This window comes from Vibrio sp. ER1A (assembly GCF_000733315.1).
In the GTDB taxonomy this organism is placed as follows: domain Bacteria; phylum Pseudomonadota; class Gammaproteobacteria; order Enterobacterales; family Vibrionaceae; genus Vibrio; species Vibrio mediterranei.
Genome location: NZ_JPJA01000002.1, coordinates 118,345 through 137,134 on the forward strand (window position 1 = coordinate 118,345; position 18,790 = coordinate 137,134).

An 18,790-nucleotide genomic window follows, 5' to 3' on the forward strand; every position below is an offset into this window, starting at 1 on the left:
AAATGCACTTTGATCCTCCTTTAAAGCAAGGAAAGCTAATAAAACGATACAAACGCTTTCTTGCTGATATCCATTTAAGCAACAAAGAACAGCTCACTATCCACTGCGCAAACACCGGGGCAATGACTGGTTGCGCCGACCCAGACTCTACCGTTTGGTACTCCACCTCTGACAATGCAAAGCGAAAATACCCTAATAGTTGGGAGCTAACGGAAACCGTCTCAGGTCATAAAATTTGCGTTAATACAGTTAGGGCTAATACTTTAGTTGTTGAAGCAATAGAAAATGGCATTGTTGAGGAGCTTAATGGTTATCAATCGTTGAGAACCGAGGTGAAGTATGGTCAAGAAAACAGCAGAATCGACATTTTATTACAAGATAGTGATCGCGCAGATTGCTACATTGAAGTAAAAAGTGTCACACTGTTTGATGATGCAAGCACCACCGGTCAGGGCTACTTTCCAGATGCACAAACCACAAGAGGACAAAAGCATTTGCGAGAGCTCACAGAAATGGTTCAAACCGGACATCGAGCTGTATTATTTTTCGCTGTTTTGCATTCAGGGATTGAAAAAGTGTCAGCGGCACACCATATAGATGCGAAATATTCACAATTACTCAAGCAAGCAGAGGAAGCAGGGGTAGAGGTAATTTGTTACAAGGCAGCGTTTTTTGATAATGAAATTACGCTCTTATCGAAGGTCGATTACAGCTAAAAGTGATTTCACTTCACATTGATAAGAACTTTAACAAACTTCATTTGCCACCAGCATTTCTTTTTGCTATAGATACCCGCCTTAAAATTAACTGTACGCACAGTTGACTAGGTGTAAGTAGGAGATGCTGCATGCCAGAAACTAAGAAAAAAGCGCTAGGCATCCTAGCCATTGCAGGTGTTGAACCATATCAAGAGAAAGCTGGTGAAGAATACATGTCACAAGCTCAAATGGATCACTTTACAAAAATTTTGAGCGCTTGGCGCAACCAACTTAGGGAAGAAGTTGATCGAACTGTGCACCACATGCAAGACGAAGCAGCTAACTTTCCTGATCCCGTTGACCGCGCTTCACAAGAAGAAGAGTTCAGTCTTGAGCTTCGCAATCGTGACCGCGAACGTCGCTTAATCAAAAAGATTGAGAAGACACTAAACAAGATTGAAGAAGATGAGTTTGGCTTCTGTGAATCTTGTGGTATCGAAATCGGTATCCGTCGTTTAGAAGCTCGTCCTACTGCCGATTTATGTATCGACTGTAAGACTCTTGCAGAAATCAAAGAAAGACAAATGCAAGGCTAATAAGCGATAAGAAAAGGGAGCAAGCGCTCCCTTTTTTGATCCACTACTTCATACGAAACAAATACTATGTACATAGGTCGATTTGCCCCCTCTCCTTCAGGTCCACTCCATTTTGGTTCCTTAATTGCCGCTTTGGGAAGTTATTTCCAAGCCAAAAGCCATTCAGGCCAGTGGTTAGTTCGAATAGAAGACATTGATCCTCCTCGTGAAGTGGCTGGAGCAGCCTCGCTTATCTTAAAAACACTGGAAGCCTATCAATTGCACTGGGATGGTGATGTTCTTTATCAAAGTTCTCGGTTGGACGCTTATCAGGCTCAAATCGACCATTGGCTTCATCAAGGGCAAGCTTATTTATGTGAGTGCACCAGAAAGCAAATAAAAGCACTGGGTGGCTACTATCAAGGTACGTGTCGAGATAAAGCACTGAGTTCAAGCAATCAGTGCGCGGTCCGCCTCAAAATGCACCACCCGGTTGAATCCTTTATCGACCAACGATATGGCCAACTGGATATCCCTAAAGCGCTAGCTGAAGAAGACTTCATTATTAAGCGTCGTGACGGGTTGTTTGCCTACAACCTTGCGGTGGTGCTCGATGATATTTATCAGAACATCACCGAAGTCGTTCGCGGTGCTGATCTTATTGAACCGACAGGTCGTCAAATCAGCTTATATAAGACATTAGACGTGGAACCAGTGAGCTACCTGCATCTTCCGCTGGCAATTGATGATAATGGCAACAAGTTATCCAAACAAAATCATGCCACAGCTATTGATTTAGGCAATCCAAGACCCACATTACTCAATGCAATGCGTTTTCTTGGTTTCAACATTGATAGCCATATTGAAACAGAAAACATAGAGACTATCATCCAGTGGGGCGTGGAAAACTGGCAGCTTTTACAACTTCCAAATGAGCTCAAAATCAAACCACCATTCTCAAATGAGGCTCTCTAAGCTATCATAAGCGGCAAATTTCATGCGTCAGGCACGAAATGTACGCCAAAACCGCGTCATTTCGCGAACCTAAATTGCGTTAATATTATGAATAAAAAAGAAAATTCCCAAAAAGTTCAACCGGTCTATCACGAGCTTTCATTGCAGACTTATAGCCGAGACGAACACAACATCTCGCGCAAGCAGATCAGCGAAAATGCGTTAAAAGTCTTATATCGCCTTAATGGTGCAGGATATGACGCGTATCTCGTTGGCGGCGGCGTGCGCGATCTGCTGCTTGGAGAACAACCTAAAGATTTTGATATAGCCACTAACGCAACGCCAGAGCAGATCAAAAAACTATTTAGGAATTGTCGTCTCATTGGTCGACGTTTTCGTCTTGCACACATTATGTTCGGTCGCGATATTATTGAAGTCGCTACCTTCCGTGGACACCATCAAGAACAAGAGAAAAACGTTTCTCAACAGAGCAAAGAAGGCATGCTACTGCGCGACAATGTCTATGGTTCTATTGATGAAGATGCAGAACGTCGTGATTTCTCAATCAATGCAATGTATTACAACATCGGCGACTACTCCATTCACGACTATGCAGGTGGAATGGAAGATCTAGAAGATCGTTTAATTCGTCTTATCGGTGAGCCTGAAGTTCGCTACCGCGAAGATCCTGTTCGTATGCTGCGCGCTATACGCTTTGCTGCCAAATTAGATTTTGACATTGAAGAAGACACAGCAGCGCCGATTGAAGAACTTGCACCATTATTGCGTGATATCCCGTCTGCTCGCTTATATGAAGAGTCATTAAAGCTATTACAGTCTGGGTATGGGCTAGAAACCTATCACCTATTAAGGGAATACAATTTATTCCAACAATTGTTCCCAATCATAGCGCCGCACTTTACAGAAGAGTATTCTTCTCGCACTGAACAAGTCTTAGACTTGGTGTTGGACGCTACCGATGAGCGCATCGAAGAAGGTAAACGCGTAAACCCAGCGTTTATGTTTGCCGCAATGCTTTGGTACCCAATGATGGAATACGCCACTCGATTAATGTCAAAAGGCATGTCTGAGTACGACGCCATCATGGAAGCTAGCAATAGCATTCTCGATGAGCAAGTCAAATCGACAGCGATCCCGCGCCGTCATACCGCAACGATTCGCGAGATATGGCAACTGCAATTGCGACTGCCTCGTCGTTCAGGCAAGCGAGCTTACCGACTGATGGAGCTTAACAAGTTCCGAGCGGGCTTTGATTTCCTCGAAATGCGTGGTGAAATTGAAGGCGGTGAAGTAGCTGCTTTGGCAAAATGGTGGGCAACGTTCCAATCAGCGGGTCGTAATATGCGTCAAGCCATGGTCAATGACCTTGGTGGTTCAAGCTCTCGTTCTGGTTCTCGTCGCAGAAGAACACCGAAGAAATCTAAGAGCGCTGAGTAATGATTACTTGTTTTATAGCGATTGGCAGCAATCTGTCAGATCCCGTAGCTCAAGCTAACGAAGCGATTGAAGCACTTAAGGACTTACCAAAGAGTAAGCTCACGATTTGCTCCTCGCTTTATAGCAGCACACCAATGGGACCACAAAATCAGCCTGATTATATTAATGCTGTCGCGCAAGTTTCTACCGAATTAACGCCACTTGAGCTCCTCGATTGCACACAAGCGATCGAACTGGAACAAGGGCGTGTCCGTAAAGATGAGAGATGGGGCCCAAGAACTCTTGATCTCGATATTATTCTTTATGGCAATGAGGTGATCGATTCCGAGCGCCTAACCGTTCCTCATTATGGGATGAAAGAGAGAGAATTTGTTCTCTATCCGCTTCTGGAAATCGCACCAAATTTACAACTCCCTGACGGGACTGAGCTCAAAACACTGGTGGACAATGTGTCACGTAATGGGCTCAGAGTTTGGCAATCGCAGCCAACCCCTAAGTAAGGATTAAAAATGAAAAAAATCACCATCAACGATCTTGTTAAATGGAAACAAGAAGGTCGTAAATTTGCAACGTCAACCGCGTATGATGCGAGCTTTGCAGGTTTATTTGAAAGCCAAGAAATGCCAGTTCTACTAGTGGGTGATTCACTAGGTATGGTGCTTCAAGGCCGCAACGACACACTTCCTGTAACAGTAGAAGACGTTGTTTATCATACTCGTAGTGTACGTGCAGGCAGCCCAAACTGTCTTCTTATGGCCGACATGCCTTTCATGAGCTATGCCACTCCAGAGCAAGCTTGTGAGAATGCGGCAAAGCTGATGCGTGCAGGCGCTAACATGGTTAAAATTGAAGGCAGTGATTGGCTCGTTGATACCGTAAGAATGCTGACTGAACGTGCTGTTCCAGTTTGTGCTCACCTAGGTTTAACGCCGCAAAGCGTCAATATTTTTGGTGGTTATAAAGTTCAAGGTCGCGATCAGAAGAATGCAGACAAAATGGTACGTGACGCACTGGCTCTTCAAGAAGCTGGCGCTCAAATCGTTCTATTGGAATGCGTTCCTCAAGAGCTCGCAAAACGTATCACAGAAGCGCTCGATGTCCCTGTTATTGGTATCGGTGCAGGTAACACTACTGATGGCCAAATCTTAGTGATGCATGACATGTTTGGTATTTCGGCGAACTACATGCCTAAGTTCTCGAAAAACTTCCTCGCAGAAACTGGTGATATGCGCAGTGCTGTCGCGAAGTACATCGCTGATGTGGAAAGCGGCGCTTTCCCTGATGACGCTCATACGATTGCCTAGGGGGAATCATGCAAACTTTAGCTGATATTGCTGAACTTAGAGAGCAAATTGCACTACTTAAGCGTGAACAGCGTCGAATTGCCTTTGTTCCTACGATGGGTAATTTGCACGAAGGCCATCTTACTTTAATGCGCAAAGCACGCGAACATGCTGATGTCGTCGTCGCGAGCATTTTTGTTAATCCGATGCAATTTGATCGTGCAGATGACTTAAACAACTATCCACGCACGCTTGACGAAGATATTGCGAAGTTGACGGCTGAAGGTGTCGACTTATTATTCACGCCAACACCAGAAGTTATGTACCCACAAGGCTTGGATAAACAGAGCTTTGTTGAGGTTCCAGGCATTTCTCACATGCTTGAAGGTGCTTCACGTCCAGGGCACTTTAGAGGCGTATCAACTATCGTCACTAAGCTGTTCAATATCGTTCAGCCAGACGTAGCTTGCTTTGGTGAAAAAGATTACCAGCAATTGGCGCTTATCCGTCAAATGGTGAGCGATCTTGCCATGAATATTGACATTGTCGGTGTCCCGACAGTGCGTGAGATGGATGGCTTGGCAATGAGCTCACGCAATGGCTATCTGACTATGGATGAACGTCAGCGTGCGCCTGTATTAGCAAAAACCATGCGTTGGATTAACAGTGCAATTCGCGGTGGTCGTGATGATTACGCTTCCATTGTTGAAGACGCAAGTGATCAATTACGTGCAGCTGGTCTTCAGCCAGACGAAATTTTCATTCGTGACGCACACAGCTTGCAACCGATTAGCAGTGATTCAACGCACGCGGTTATTTTGATGTCGGCTTTCTTAGGAAAAGCGCGTCTAATTGACAACCAAGTCTTAGAATTACAGCAGCAACAAGCGGAAACCGAATCAGCAGAAGAAAGCTAGCACTGTAGTTTTTGTTGCTACAGAGCACACATTCATTGGATACAAAAAGGGGTCACTGTCATCAGTGACCCCTTTTCTATTATTGCGTATTAAACTCTAAACGATTGAATCTTACCATCGAGTTCCGTTGCGTTATTCTGCATCATTTCCGACGTTTCCAACAGCTCAGTAACTACCACAACCGATGCTTCAACCAGCTCTCTAACATTGGTCAGGTTTTGATTCATCTCTTCGGCAACGCTGCTTTGCTGACCCGCTGCTGTGGCAATTTGGAAGTTCATGTCATTTATCTGATTGACTTGATTCACAATGCCATCAAGCTCTACACCGGCGTTGGTGACAAGTTCTACACCGTCGGCCGCTTCGACCACGCTCTTTTCCATTAATTCAACCGCTGAATTGGCGCTTGATTGCAGTTGAGAAATCATCTCTTGGATTTCTACTGTCGCCTGCTGTGTGCGTTGAGCGAGATTGCGCACTTCATCCGCAACAACAGCAAAGCCTCGGCCTGCCTCTCCTGCACGTGCAGCTTCAATAGCGGCATTAAGCGCTAGAAGGTTAGTCTGCTCTGAAATACCTTGAATGGTGCCCACAACACTGCCGATTGACTCAACACGTTCTTCAACTTGGTTTACCGCTTGCGCAGAAGCTGCGATATCATCCGACAACTCACTCATTTTAGTCACAGTGCCTTGAACAAAACGTTGACCTGTCGATGCCTGCCCTGAAGCTTGTTCTGTTAGCTGAGAAGCATTCTGAGCGTGATCTGCAACCGTCTGGACCGTTGAACTCATTTCACTCATTGCCGTGGCAAGCTGATCGATTTCGTTAAACTCTTCTTGAGAAGACTCTTTGGTCTCAGACATGCTTAATGTCATCACTTCAGTGAGTGTCGCGAGTTCTTGAGAAGTAACCACTTGAGTCTTAATGATATCTTGTAGCTGAACGCGAGTGCGTTCTAGCTCTCTAGCAACGTCACCGTACTCGTCTTTACAATCCATATTGACCGGTACGGTAAGATCTTTGTCCGCCATACGTTTGATAGCATCGCTAAGATATGTAGTTTGCTTTAACATCGTTTTAGCGGCGAATAACAAGAGCGCGACAAAAAGCACAATCATCAATGCTGTTTGCCAAACCACTTGAACTAAGTAGGCTTCATAATGCTGTTGCGCGACCTCTGCACTTTGCGTCGCAGCAAGCAATGAATCATAAAATGTACTGGCATCCCATAATTGCTTGCTAACCAACAGAACCGTACTAAATATCATTAACATCAACATCTTAGGAACTAAGCGCACGTCCGTTATTACACGCTCCCAAGGTTTAAATGCCAGTGTGGTCATTATCCGTTCTCCATTATTTATTATATAGTTAGGGTGTCTTTACCTAACTTTGATGCCAACGTCATTTACTTGTACGTTACCTTCGCTAAAGGAAATGGCACGCATGAGCCCAAGTTATTTATTTCGAGCCTCGTATGAAAGCAAATGATACCAAAACTGAAACTAAGCCTCTGAGTTTATTGTCACTTTTTCTGTCGTTTATGGCACTATTTGTGATCTCAGCCTTGTTGTTTGCGCCTATCAATAGCGATGAGCGTACCGTCCTTATCGGCCTAGACTTTATAATCTGTAGTTTATTTCTGCTGCAGCTTTTCATAGATCTGATCCGCTCCACAGATCGTCTGCAATTTATGAAAACCCACTGGATCGATTTTGTCGCTAGTGTACCTATGATCGAGCCGCTACGTTTTGCCAGAGTGTTTCATATCTTTCGAGTTATCTTGGTTATCCGTTCTGGTGAAGCCCTACTAAGACAACTGGCGCGAAATAAGCACGAAACCACCATTGCCTCTATTTTATTGCTACTGATCTTGCTGATAACCGCAGGTGCCGGGCTTATGCTCTGGGCGGAAGGAGATGATCCCGAAGCAAATATTCAGCATATCGGTGATGCCGTTTGGTGGGCTTTTGTTACCGTTTCAACGGTGGGTTATGGTGATCATTACCCTGTTACGGGTTTGGGGAAAGCACTAGCTGGGGTGATTATCATCTGTGGTGTTGGTTTGTTTGGTATGACATCAGGTTTGATTACCTCGCTGCTTTCTTCACCAAGCTCAATGGATGAAAGGCGTTCTAAACATAAAGAAGTGATGCTACAGAAGGTATTAAACCAACAAGAAATCATCTTACATAAGCTAGAGAAAATCGAAAAGAAAATGGATTCACTGGACTCCAATAAATAACAAAAAAGAGGCAGCACGCCTCTTTTTTGTAGCAGTTAATTAGCCACTAATCCTGCCAGTAAGGCTGGGCTTCAATACTGATTTGTCGCGTTTGCTCCATCGCATGTAGTATGGAGCTCTCCTGGCGTTTCAACCAACGTTCTAGTTGCTGTTGTTCTTCGCCTTCTAATTTTGTGACTAAGCGCTCCAAAGGCTCCAACATCAGTAAGTCGTCAATTCCCTGAAGTAAATCAGCCCAAGGAAGCCGGAAACTATTGCGCTCATCCGTATTATAAAGGCTAGCAAAGCCAACACCGGTGTAGAGATTCCTCATCAAACGATATTGTTGGTCGATGTAATCCTGTCGAGTGAGAAGTTTCTCAGGCGGGAAAGCCTCAATCAATTCAGCCCAAGTGCGTGCAAGCTGTTTGATGGAAAACGGCTTAATATTTTGCGCCATCTTATCGCGAGCTTTGTCATCAAGAAACGGCTGCCAGCCTCGCGATAAAATCCAGCGACTTAAGTCTAATAATAGACCTGCATAGCGTGCCGAGTGAATCAATTTCAGCATGTCTTCACGATCAGGTAGCTCTTGCTCCATTTCTTTGAGCTCAGCAACCAAATACTTTCTTGCATCCAGTTTTCTTAGAACATGCCCTTTATCTTCAAGTAACGTTTCGAAATGATCATAACTCTTAAGCCAACTTAGCTCCTCTTCTAACCACTTCAATTCCTGTCGTACAATTGCACTAGCACGGCGAGGAACAATACCACCGTAAACAGTAAGAATCTGGCGAATAAAGCTTAGTGCATGACTAATTTCATGCAGCGCTTCTATGGACTCATGCTCAACGTAAATTTGCTCATGATAGTGCCAGTGAGCTAGAGCATGTTCGAGAGACTGGATAAAGCAGGTTTCAACATTATCGCTTTCTACTGTGTCGACTAGATCCATTGTCTTGACGGGATCACCTTCGTAATCCATTGCCAAGCGATAACCTCTCGCCGCTTTACTTAAGTTACCTAAACGAATACCACCGTTTTCAATAAATGAGCGAGCCAATGTGAATAGCGCATCGGTCTGACCTGATTTTAACTCCAGCTCCACTTCGCAAATGGGATAAGTTTTATCACCCGAAGAGACCACTCCTTGATCGAAGGCCACTTCCACTTGGCTACCATCAGCCATACCAATCAACCACTGTTCACGCGTAAAGTCTGTCGCAAAAATAGGTGTCAGTTCTGCTTGCAATACATCGATATCTTTTCCTTGAGGATAGATATCGACTGGATGAAGAGTGAGCAATGGAGAGTTGGAAGTGTGTTCTGCATTAAATTCTGGACGTTGGTGCAAACCTGCAACCACGCGTCCAGATGTTTTTACAGTTTGAACAAAAACATCATCAAAACGGCGAATTCTTAAGCCAATATCATGTTGGCGTAACCAATTATCAGGAGTATCGAAGTAAGTGTTTCCTAACTCACGACAACTGTGCTGAAGTACTTTTGTTTCAGAAATTTTGTTACGCAAAGTTTCTGAAAATTCAGGAGAAACAAAAAACTTCAGTTCTATCTCGGTTTCCATAGTTTTACCTTTCGGGGACACTCACAACAGGATATGAGCAATCGATGCGTTCAGCAAGTGACAAATATCACCCAAATGATGATCTAAAACAGTTTAAATCAGACTTTTAATGGGTTACCATGCGCGCCTTTATAGCCATCGCTCAACATTTCACCATGAATTGGTGTATGTTTATTTCAGGTTATATTAATTAGGTTGAATGACCATGCCAGTAAATACAATTATGGGGTTATTTGCAAAGTCCCCTATTAAGCCTTTGCAGCGCCACGTAGTGTGCGTAACAGAATGTTGTTCTCATCTTATCAACTTCTTTGAGACTAGTGCTCAAGGCGATTGGGAGAAAGCAGCAGAGATCCGTGCGCAGATTTCTCACCTAGAGAAAGAGGCGGACGTACTTAAGCGTGAAATACGCCTAAAACTACCACGCGGTTTATTCATGCCTGTGGATCGTAGCGACATGCTTGAGCTACTTACACAGCAAGATAAGTTAGCGAACCTATCAAAAGACATTGCCGGGCGTGTATACGGTCGACAACTCGTCATTCCAGCTCCACTGCAAGAAAACTTCATCGCATATGTGAAGCGTTGTCTTGATGCAGCTAACCAAGCTCAAAAAGTAATTAACGAGCTTGATGAACTGTTAGAGACTGGCTTTAAAGGCCGCGAAGTCACGCTTGTAGCAGAAATGATTCATCAGCTAGACATCATCGAAGATGACACTGATGCAATGCAGATCCAACTTCGTCAGCAATTGATGACGATTGAGCACGACATGAATCCAATTGATGTCATGTTCCTCTACAAGATTTTTGAATGGGTCGGCGGTATTGCAGATCAAGCACAGCGTGTAGGCGCTCGTCTTGAAGTGATGCTGTCTAGGTCTTAATCGAACGTTAACTAAGTAACAAAGAGCAAGGATGAATTAGGCGTTGAGCACAGACAATGCTTAAGAGTTTGCCCTGCGCCTAAAGAATTGCTCCGCTTGTTATGAAACAAAACTAGGTATTACAATGGATATTCTTGCAAACTACGGCACTATCCTAATTATTGTTGCAGCAGTATTCGGTTTCCTTATGGCAATCGGTATTGGTGCAAATGATGTTGCCAATGCAATGGGTACTTCTGTTGGCTCTAAAGCTCTAACAGTTAAGCAAGCGATCATCATCGCGATGATCTTTGAATTTGCTGGCGCATACCTTGCCGGCGGTGAAGTGACTGACACGATTCGTAAAGGTGTTATTGAAACGTCACTGTTCGCCCATCAACCTGACATTCTTGTCTACGGTATGATGTCCTCTCTACTTGCCGCAGGTACATGGCTACTTCTAGCTTCTTACATGGGCTGGCCAGTATCAACGACACACTCAATCATCGGTGCCATCATTGGTTTCGCATGTGTGTCAGTCGGTACTGAAGCGGTAGACTGGGGCTCAGTTAAAGGCATCGTAGGTAGCTGGGTTATTACCCCTGTTATTTCTGGCTTTTTTGCTTACGTAATATTTATCAGTGCACAACGACTGATATTTGATACTGAAAAACCACTGTTTAACGCAAAGCGCTTTGTGCCAGTTTACATGTTCATTACTACCATGGTTATCGCCCTGGTAACGATTAAAAAAGGTCTTAAGCACGTAGGTCTGCACCTAGAAGGTATGGAAGCGTGGTTCTGGGCTGCAGGTGTTTCTGCACTCGTTATGATCGGTGGTTACATCTATATCCAACGTAAGTTTGCTGACCGTGAGGAAGATCATGGTTTTAGCGGCGTTGAAGGTATCTTCAGTGTTCTAATGGTTATCACAGCTTGTGCAATGGCATTCGCACACGGTTCGAACGACGTAGCTAACGCAATTGGTCCACTGTCTGCGGTAGTATCTACCGTTGAACACATGGGCGAAATTACAGCGAAAAGCTCTATCGCTTGGTGGATTCTTCCATTAGGTGGTATCGGTATCGTTGTTGGTCTTGCAACAATGGGCCACAAAGTAATGGCGACTGTTGGTACCGGTATTACCGAACTAACACCAAGCCGTGGCTTTGCTGCACAGCTAGCAACAGCTTGTACGGTTGTTTTGGCCTCAGGTACAGGTCTTCCTATTTCGACCACGCAAACACTTGTAGGTGCGGTTTTAGGTGTTGGTTTTGCTCGCGGTATTGCTGCACTAAACTTAGGTGTTGTTCGTAACATCGTAGCTTCTTGGATTGTGACGTTACCAGCAGGTGCACTACTAGCGGTCGTATTCTTCTACGCTATGCAAGCCATCTTTGGTGCATAAGCACGATGTGCAATAAAGTCAGAGAGATGTGAAGCTCACGTCATATTTGACTCAAATTCAAATAAAGGGAGGCTTTGCCTCCCTTCTTTGTTGCACCCCGTTAAGAAACTTCATACTATTTGCCCATTCTTAAAAATTTACAAATTGAGAGTACGTCTCCGCGACCAAAGCGAACGATACTTTCTTGTTCATTCCCCATTGAAACACTTAAGGGACTTACTGTGAAAAAACTGATCTGCATGATCATGGTGTCATTATTGGCAGCCCCTGCTGCATTGGCGCAGGATCGTTATATTGCTGACAAGCTATTTACTTACATGCATTCTGGCCCTAGCAGCCAATATCGAATCATTGGCAGCATCAATGCTGGTGACAAAGTTCGACTACTCTCCACTAACAGAGAGAATGGTTACTCTCAAGTTCAAGATAGCCGTGGCCGCAAAGGCTGGGTTGAAACTAAGTATGTGACCACTCAAGAGAGCATGGCAGTGCGTCTTCCGCGTCTTGAGAAAGAACTGACTGAAGCGAAATCACTACTGGCTAACGCTCGTGAAACAGCGAACAGCGAAAAAGATGGTCTAGTGAGCTCTCTAGAAGCACGTAACAAGCAAATTGCTGAACTGGAGCAAAACTACTCAGATATCAGCTCGCAGCTAACCTCATCTCAAACTGAAATCCGTGAGCTGCGCGCAAAACTGGATACACAGAAAGAAGACCTACTGCTGCGCTACTTTATGTATGGCGGTGGTGTTGCTGGAGCAGGTCTGTTGTTTGGTTTGATTCTTCCACACATCATTCCTCGTCGTAAGAAGAGTCCAAACGGCTGGGCATAAGACAGTTCAGCATTACGCACAGACAAAAATACCGCCTCATTTGGCGGTATTTTTTTGTTCATGAGACGAAAAGTTTAATCGTCATCGAAATTGAACAGTGACTCCATATTCAACCCTTGTTTGATCAGGATATCGCGAAGTCGACGTAAGCCTTCAACTTGAATCTGTCTCACGCGTTCACGGGTCAGATTAATCTCACGTCCTACTTCTTCTAGTGTCGATGGCTCATAACCGAGCAGACCAAAACGTCGTGCTAGTACTTCTTTCTGCTTAGGGTTTAGCTCGTCAAGCCAGTGAATCAGCGAAGACTTGATATCATCATCTTGAGTCGATACTTCAGGGTCTGAATGCGTTGAGTCAGGAATAATATCTAGGAGTGCTTTTTCACCATCACCGCCAATCGGTGTATCTACTGAGCTAATACGTTCATTTAGACGTAGCATCTTAGACACATCACTGACTGGCTTATCAAGCTTTTGTGCAATCTCTTCTGCTGTAGGCTCATGGTCTAGCTTCTGTGATAACTCACGAGCAGTACGCAAATAGATATTGAGTTCTTTCACTACATGAATCGGAAGACGAATGGTGCGAGTCTGGTTCATTAACGCACGTTCAATCGTTTGTCGAATCCACCAAGTGGCGTAAGTAGAAAAACGGAAGCCTCGTTCTGGGTCAAACTTTTCGACTGCTCGAATCAAACCAAGGTTTCCTTCCTCAATAAGATCAAGCAGCGCCAGCCCACGATTACTGTAACGTCGAGAGATCTTCACCACCAGACGTAGGTTACTTTCGATCATACGTTTACGAGCGGCTTCGTCACCCTTTAGGGCACGTCGCGCATACAGGACTTCTTCTTCCGCGGTAAGTAATGGAGAGAAACCAATTTCGCCTAAGTAAAGCTGAGTCGCATCCAGGCTTTTCGCCGATGCGTCATACATATCTTTATCTTCAGAAATGGATTCATCGTTGGTAAGTGCGTTTTCGACAACCTCCGTTGATTCCGTTTCAACGTCGAAGTTTTCATTTTTGGTTACTGCATTGCTGATACTCATAGCGCCTCCCCCTGGCGAGTTAGCAAAACATGACTACAAACTATGTCGCTAACCTTCTCTGATAACGTCAATCAAATTGCAAGTAGCTTTCGTATTGTAAATACGTATACGGTAATTACGGTAAGTAACGCTTAGGATTTACCGATTTACCTTGGTAACGAATTTCAAAGTGCAGTCTTACACTATTGGTTCCGGAGCTTCCCATTGTTGCGATTTTTTGTCCGGCTTTTACACTTTGCCCTTCTGATACCAATAACCGATCGTTATGTGCGTAGGCACTGAGGTAGCTATCGTTATGCTTAACAATAACCAAATTTCCATAACCTCTGAGTGCATTACCCGAATAAACTACGGTTCCTTTTGCAGTGGCAACAATTGCTTGGCCTCTTTGGCCTGCAATGTCGATACCTTTATTTCCTTGGTCCCCTGCAGAAAAGTTCTTTATTACACGTCCCTTGGTTGGCCATTGCCAGCTCGTTACTTTGCCGCTAGAGCTAGGTGGTGGCTTCGGCTTAGTTTGAGCAGTACTCTGTTTTGCCGTATTGGGTTTTGTGTTATTAACATTTTGTTTACCTTTAGAGTCACCATACTCCTTTGTTTTTGATTGATCAACCTTCTTAGTGGCTGTTTTTTGACTATTTTGCGTTGATGAACTACCCGTCTTCGCTTTGGAGGATTGCGAGTTTGAAGACTTAGCTTTAGCGGTGGTAGAACCCGCGGCAGCTGTTGCAGTAGAAGCCGCAGCCACTTCCCCAGCACCAGAGCCAGCGTACGCAGGAGGAGTATAAACAGGTCGCCACAAATTGAGGCGCTGACCAGGATGAATGGTGTAAGGAGAACGAAGATTATTAAGTCGAATCAGTTCCTTAACATCTTTATCCGTTTTGTAGGCGATGAAATAGAGGGTGTCACCCTTTTGCACTTCGTAATAACTACCGCGATAGCTCCCTCGAGAGACATTATCGTACCTGCCTCCCAAATCTGAGACAGGTGCAGGCGAACGCCCAGCACACCCAACAAGTGCACTGGACAACATAATTACGGAACCCACGGCCTTCAAACGGCTTTGCATTTACGCTAATTCACCTGCAATCAAAGGAACAAACCTTACTAATTCAATAACTTCGCTATTAAAACTATCACCTTTTCGAGTAATTTTTAATAGTTGTTGTTCATCATCACCAACAGGAATTACAAGTCGCCCACCTTCTGTGAGCTGAGACAGTAACGCGTCAGGGACTGTCGCCGCTGCCGCTGTCACAATAATCGCATCAAAAGGACCTTTTGCTTTCCACCCTTGCCAACCATCACCATGTTTAGTCGAGACATTGTAAATATCGAGTCTCTTTAGGCGACGTTTAGCATCCCATTGAAGAGATTTGATTCTTTCTACCGAGAAGACGTGCTCAACTATTTGAGCTAAAACTGCAGTTTGGTAGCCAGAACCCGTTCCTATCTCGAGTACTTTAGTTTCTCTTGATAGCTCTAAAAGCTCGGTCATTTTGGCGACAATATAAGGTTGAGATATTGTTTGGCCAGCGCCAATAGGCAACGCATTGTTATCATACGCTTGATGTATCATCGCTTGAGACACGAACTGTTCTCTCGGTACAGATTGAATCGCCTCCAATACTGCACCATTGGTAATGCCATGCCCTTTGATAAACTCAACGAGTCGTTCCGCTTGCGGATTCATTACCTTAATCTCTCCCTGCTATCCAACGTTCCATTGCACCAATTGATTCATGCGCGGTCAAATCCACCTGAAGTGGAGTGATGGAAATATGGCCATGCTCTATTGCATAGAAATCCGTTCCTATACCCGCATCTTGCTCTTTCCCCGGAGGACCTAGCCAATAGATATCGTGACCACGTGGATCCTTCTGTTTAATCATACTCTCAGCATGATGGCGCGCGCCTAATCGAGTCACCTCAACCTGACCTAATTGCGCTAATGGAAAATCTGGAATATTGATATTCAACAAGCGATTAGTTGGGACTCTTTGCTTAAGATGTCGCTCCACAAACTGACGAGCGATAATCGCCGCAGCGGTAAAGTTCTGTTTGCCTACCAAGCTAAATGCAATGGATTGAACTCCAAGAAAGTGCCCTTCCATAGCTGCGGCAACCGTTCCGGAATACAGAACATCGTCACCAAGGTTTGCGCCATGATTAATACCAGATAGCACGAGATCGGGCAGGTCATCTTTCATCAACTCATTAAGTGCAAAATGCACACAGTCCGTAGGTGTGCCTTGCACAGAGTACACACCCGGCTCAATTTGATTAACGCGCAGAGGCTGTTCTAGCGTCAATGAGTTGGAGGCACCAGATCGGTTGCGATCTGGTGCAACAATGGTTACTTGCGCAATATCACTAAGTTCTTTCGCTAGTGCTCGAATGCCTTCGGCATGCACCCCATCATCATTGCTGATTAAAATGCTAAGTTTTTTACTCATATCCATGTGTTTAGAATTGTCGTTCCACTTCTTCTATTTGAGCCAGCTCTCGTAAGATTGATGTTGCAAAGCTACCTGAGTCTAAAAAGAAAGAAAGCGTCACGGCATCATCTTCTAGCTGACTTTTTAATGATTCAGGCTTCAGTAAGATAGCTCGGCGATCGTGTCGCATACGATTACCACGCATCAGCATCATGAGGTCAGGCTCTTGATCTACCGCGTTTTGCTCAAGTGTTAAAGCATCTTGCTCTGTCGGCAGTGCGTTATCACCAGCTAGCGCAGCGGTAATCACGCCATTATCGTCCAGAATATCACCCGCGATTGCACTCTCGAAACACTGAGCTTCGATGCGCTTAGAGACAATCTCGTTGAAAACCCAAGAGCGAGCCGCCGATAAATATAGGCTGCGCTTATTTTGGTTACGAGTTCGTACATTTTCACGTCCCCAACGTCTTGCTTCGGTGACATTGCCGCCATCTCTACCAAATCGTTGCTGACCAAAATAGTTAGGAACACCACTTGCTTCGACTTGCTGTAATCTCGCGCTCAATTCCGTTATATCAGAAACATCCGTAAGACGAATATCAAACTCGTTCCCGGCCAAATCACCAGGCCTTAACTTCTTGTTATGCCAGTCAGTTGCTACTATCTCAATACTAGGATATTGCTTATGAAAGTCGGCAAAGTCAGGGACATTCTTTTTCGGCAGATGCACACTCAACCACTGCTCTGTCACAGCATGTCTGTCTTTAAGACCTGCCCAACCTATATCTTTGGACTTGACCCCACAAAACCTTGCCAGTTCGTTGCCAACAAAGCTGGTATTCTCACCATTTTTGCGAACGCGTAGCATCAAATGCTCGCCTTCTCCTGTGAACTCGAAGCCAAGTACTTCGCGAACCACAAAATCTTCATTGGTCGCTTTAAATTTGGCTGTCGTGGTTGGCTTACCGTATAGGTAGGCTAAGTGTTGTAAAACATCAGTCATCATCGCTGCCTATTAAGACGTAATTTTGCTAATCAATACCACTGCTTCAGTGGCAATTCCTTCTTTACGTCCTGTAAAGCCTAATCTTTCAGTTGTCGTTGCCTTCACATTGACGTTACCAATATCGGTATCTAAGTCTTGTGCAATGACTTGGCACATGCTGTCAATGTGAGGAGCCATTTTAGGAGCTTGCGCCATGATGGTGATATCCGCATTAACCAGTTCGTAGCCTTCCGCTTTCACTTTACTGTACACATCACGAAGTAGAGCGCGACTATCCGCTCCTTCCCACTCGGCATCAGTATCTGGGAAGTGACGACCAATATCTCCTGCGGCGATAGCCCCAAGTAAGGCATCACATAAAGCGTGAAGTGCAACATCACCATCAGAGTGTGCGATCAATCCTTGCTCGTAAGGAATGGCCACACCGCCAATGATTACAGGACCTTCGCCACCAAACTTATGAACGTCAAAGCCATGGCCTATTCTCATTGTTGTACTTCCTCTTTCATTAAATAAAATTCAGCCAGAGCTAAATCTTCTGGCCTAGTAATTTTGATGTTGTCTCCACGCCCTTCAACTAGCAATGGAGAAAGCCCGGTCCACTCAACAGCAGACGCTTCATCGGTAATTGAAACCCCTTCCTCTAGTGCATTAGTAAGTGCACTATGAAGTAGCTCTACTTTGAACATTTGTGGCGTCAACGCATGCCACAAACCCACTCGCTCTACAGTATGGTCAATACCATTGACGTCATCGGCTCGCTTCATGGTGTCTTTCACGGGCGAAGCTAAAATTCCGCCAACCGGGTGCACGGACACTTCATAAATCAGCTTACTGATGTCTGCCAAGGTGATACAAGGGCGAGCGGCATCATGAACCAAACACCACGCATTAGGGATACGCTGTTTAACGTAGTCGATGGCAGCGAGTACCGAGTCGGCACGTTCATTGCCACCAGCAACACGCACTACTGGCTTTTCCGATAAAAATGACAGTCCAGAATAATAAGGGTCATTTTCACTAACAGCGACAATGACGCTTTCGACACTTGGGTGTGACAGCAACTTATCAACCGTATGCTCTAAAATAGTTTTGTCATTAATCTTAAGGTATTGCTTTGGGACGTCAGCTTGCATACGACTGCCCACGCCAGCAGCTGGCACAATAGCGATGATAGGATGGTGTTCAGGTATCATTGGTTGTCCTCACCTATGATGCGATAGAACGTCTCTCCGTCTTGAATCATTCCAAGTTCATGTCGTGCTCTTTCTTCAATGGCATCAAGCCCTTGTCGAAGGTCATCAATTTCCGCAAACATCTCATTATTACGTGTCTGTAGGTTTTGATTCACTTGCTGTTGCACTTGGATTTCTGATTCAACTTGATTGAAGTCGACGATACCGTTTTTTCCAAACCAGAGAGTATATTGCAACCAAGAAAAAACAACTAACAACACTAGGGTAAAGATACGCATAAACTGGCACG

At 44.7% G+C, this 18,790-nt stretch carries 21 protein-coding genes; 11 read left to right on the forward strand and 10 right to left on the reverse strand.

Annotated features, from left to right (window positions below):
- Positions 1 to 2 precede the first annotated feature (2 nt).
- The 7 genes from sfsA (at position 3) to panC (ending at position 5,885) form a co-directional block, all read left to right on the forward strand.
- On the forward strand, positions 3 to 716 hold the full coding sequence (gene sfsA / locus HW45_RS00980) for a DNA/RNA nuclease SfsA (RefSeq protein ID WP_038224073.1): 714 nt from the start codon (positions 3 to 5) through the stop codon (positions 714 to 716).
- Positions 717 to 847: 131 nt separating this feature from the next.
- Positions 848 to 1,294, forward strand: coding sequence for an RNA polymerase-binding protein DksA (dksA, locus tag HW45_RS00985; protein WP_006072667.1), 447 nt, complete (start codon positions 848 to 850; stop codon positions 1,292 to 1,294).
- A gap of 66 nt (positions 1,295 to 1,360) precedes the next feature.
- Positions 1,361 to 2,248, forward strand: a complete 888-nt coding sequence (gluQRS, locus tag HW45_RS00990; protein ID WP_038224019.1) for a tRNA glutamyl-Q(34) synthetase GluQRS — start codon at positions 1,361 to 1,363, stop codon at positions 2,246 to 2,248.
- Positions 2,249 to 2,335: 87 nt separating this feature from the next.
- Entirely contained in the window at positions 2,336 to 3,685 is a 1,350-nt protein-coding gene (pcnB, locus tag HW45_RS00995; protein ID WP_038224020.1) for a polynucleotide adenylyltransferase PcnB, read from the forward strand.
- Positions 3,685 to 4,185, forward strand: a complete 501-nt coding sequence (gene folK / locus HW45_RS01000) for a 2-amino-4-hydroxy-6-hydroxymethyldihydropteridine diphosphokinase (RefSeq protein WP_038224022.1) — start codon at positions 3,685 to 3,687, stop codon at positions 4,183 to 4,185. The genes pcnB and folK overlap by 1 nt, the downstream gene beginning before the upstream one ends.
- A gap of 9 nt (positions 4,186 to 4,194) precedes the next feature.
- Positions 4,195 to 4,989 carry a 3-methyl-2-oxobutanoate hydroxymethyltransferase gene (panB, locus tag HW45_RS01005; RefSeq protein WP_006072660.1) on the forward strand — a complete coding sequence of 265 codons (795 nt, stop codon included), beginning with the start codon at positions 4,195 to 4,197 and terminating at the stop codon, positions 4,987 to 4,989.
- An 8-nt stretch (positions 4,990 to 4,997) separates the two neighbouring features.
- Positions 4,998 to 5,885, forward strand: a complete 888-nt coding sequence (panC, locus tag HW45_RS01010; protein WP_038224025.1) for a pantoate--beta-alanine ligase — start codon at positions 4,998 to 5,000, stop codon at positions 5,883 to 5,885.
- An 89-nt stretch (positions 5,886 to 5,974) separates the two neighbouring features.
- Here panC and HW45_RS01015 read toward each other — a convergent pair whose 3' ends face one another.
- A complete protein-coding gene (locus tag HW45_RS01015) occupies positions 5,975 to 7,231 on the reverse strand; it encodes a methyl-accepting chemotaxis protein (RefSeq protein WP_038224027.1) in 1,257 nt (418 codons plus the stop codon).
- 134 nt (positions 7,232 to 7,365) lie between these two features.
- Between HW45_RS01015 and HW45_RS01020 the strand changes: the two genes are divergently transcribed.
- On the forward strand, positions 7,366 to 8,133 hold the full coding sequence (locus HW45_RS01020) for a potassium channel family protein (protein WP_038224029.1): 768 nt from the start codon (positions 7,366 to 7,368) through the stop codon (positions 8,131 to 8,133).
- A gap of 46 nt (positions 8,134 to 8,179) precedes the next feature.
- On the opposite strand, the gene HW45_RS01025 is transcribed toward HW45_RS01020, so the two are convergent.
- Positions 8,180 to 9,697, reverse strand: coding sequence for a CYTH and CHAD domain-containing protein (locus HW45_RS01025; protein WP_038224031.1), 1,518 nt, complete (start codon positions 9,695 to 9,697; stop codon positions 8,180 to 8,182).
- 205 nt (positions 9,698 to 9,902) lie between these two features.
- Between HW45_RS01025 and HW45_RS01030 the strand changes: the two genes are divergently transcribed.
- The 3 genes from HW45_RS01030 (at position 9,903) to HW45_RS01040 (ending at position 12,803) form a co-directional block, all read left to right on the forward strand.
- Positions 9,903 to 10,583, forward strand: coding sequence for a TIGR00153 family protein (locus HW45_RS01030; protein ID WP_038222611.1), 681 nt, complete (start codon positions 9,903 to 9,905; stop codon positions 10,581 to 10,583).
- A 124-nt stretch (positions 10,584 to 10,707) separates the two neighbouring features.
- Entirely contained in the window at positions 10,708 to 11,970 is a 1,263-nt protein-coding gene (locus HW45_RS01035; protein ID WP_038224033.1) for an inorganic phosphate transporter, read from the forward strand.
- 221 nt (positions 11,971 to 12,191) lie between these two features.
- The gene (locus HW45_RS01040) at positions 12,192 to 12,803 is read left to right on the forward strand and encodes a TIGR04211 family SH3 domain-containing protein (protein ID WP_006072646.1); all 612 of its coding nucleotides are present in this window, start codon (positions 12,192 to 12,194) and stop codon (positions 12,801 to 12,803) included.
- A 74-nt stretch (positions 12,804 to 12,877) separates the two neighbouring features.
- Here HW45_RS01040 and rpoS read toward each other — a convergent pair whose 3' ends face one another.
- From rpoS to ftsB, 8 genes are all read right to left on the reverse strand, one after another.
- The gene (gene rpoS / locus HW45_RS01045; RefSeq protein WP_038224035.1) at positions 12,878 to 13,855 is read right to left on the reverse strand and encodes an RNA polymerase sigma factor RpoS; all 978 of its coding nucleotides are present in this window, start codon (positions 13,853 to 13,855) and stop codon (positions 12,878 to 12,880) included.
- Positions 13,856 to 13,970: 115 nt separating this feature from the next.
- Positions 13,971 to 14,927, reverse strand: a complete 957-nt coding sequence (gene nlpD / locus HW45_RS01050; RefSeq protein WP_038224037.1) for a murein hydrolase activator NlpD — start codon at positions 14,925 to 14,927, stop codon at positions 13,971 to 13,973.
- Positions 14,928 to 15,551 carry a protein-L-isoaspartate(D-aspartate) O-methyltransferase gene (locus HW45_RS01055; RefSeq protein ID WP_038224039.1) on the reverse strand — a complete coding sequence of 208 codons (624 nt, stop codon included), beginning with the start codon at positions 15,549 to 15,551 and terminating at the stop codon, positions 14,928 to 14,930.
- A gap of 4 nt (positions 15,552 to 15,555) precedes the next feature.
- Complete coding sequence (gene surE / locus HW45_RS01060; RefSeq protein ID WP_006072638.1) at positions 15,556 to 16,320, reverse strand: 5'/3'-nucleotidase SurE; 765 nt, start codon at positions 16,318 to 16,320, stop codon at positions 15,556 to 15,558.
- Between the two features lie 4 nt (positions 16,321 to 16,324).
- Positions 16,325 to 17,302, reverse strand: coding sequence for a tRNA pseudouridine(13) synthase TruD (gene truD, locus HW45_RS01065; RefSeq protein WP_038224041.1), 978 nt, complete (start codon positions 17,300 to 17,302; stop codon positions 16,325 to 16,327).
- A 12-nt stretch (positions 17,303 to 17,314) separates the two neighbouring features.
- Positions 17,315 to 17,794 carry a 2-C-methyl-D-erythritol 2,4-cyclodiphosphate synthase gene (gene ispF, locus HW45_RS01070; RefSeq protein ID WP_038224043.1) on the reverse strand — a complete coding sequence of 160 codons (480 nt, stop codon included), beginning with the start codon at positions 17,792 to 17,794 and terminating at the stop codon, positions 17,315 to 17,317.
- Complete coding sequence (gene ispD / locus HW45_RS01075; protein WP_038224046.1) at positions 17,791 to 18,501, reverse strand: 2-C-methyl-D-erythritol 4-phosphate cytidylyltransferase; 711 nt, start codon at positions 18,499 to 18,501, stop codon at positions 17,791 to 17,793. The genes ispF and ispD overlap by 4 nt, the downstream gene beginning before the upstream one ends.
- Positions 18,498 to 18,779, reverse strand: a complete 282-nt coding sequence (gene ftsB / locus HW45_RS01080; RefSeq protein WP_006072631.1) for a cell division protein FtsB — start codon at positions 18,777 to 18,779, stop codon at positions 18,498 to 18,500. The genes ispD and ftsB overlap by 4 nt, the downstream gene beginning before the upstream one ends.
- Positions 18,780 to 18,790: the final 11 nt, after the last annotated feature.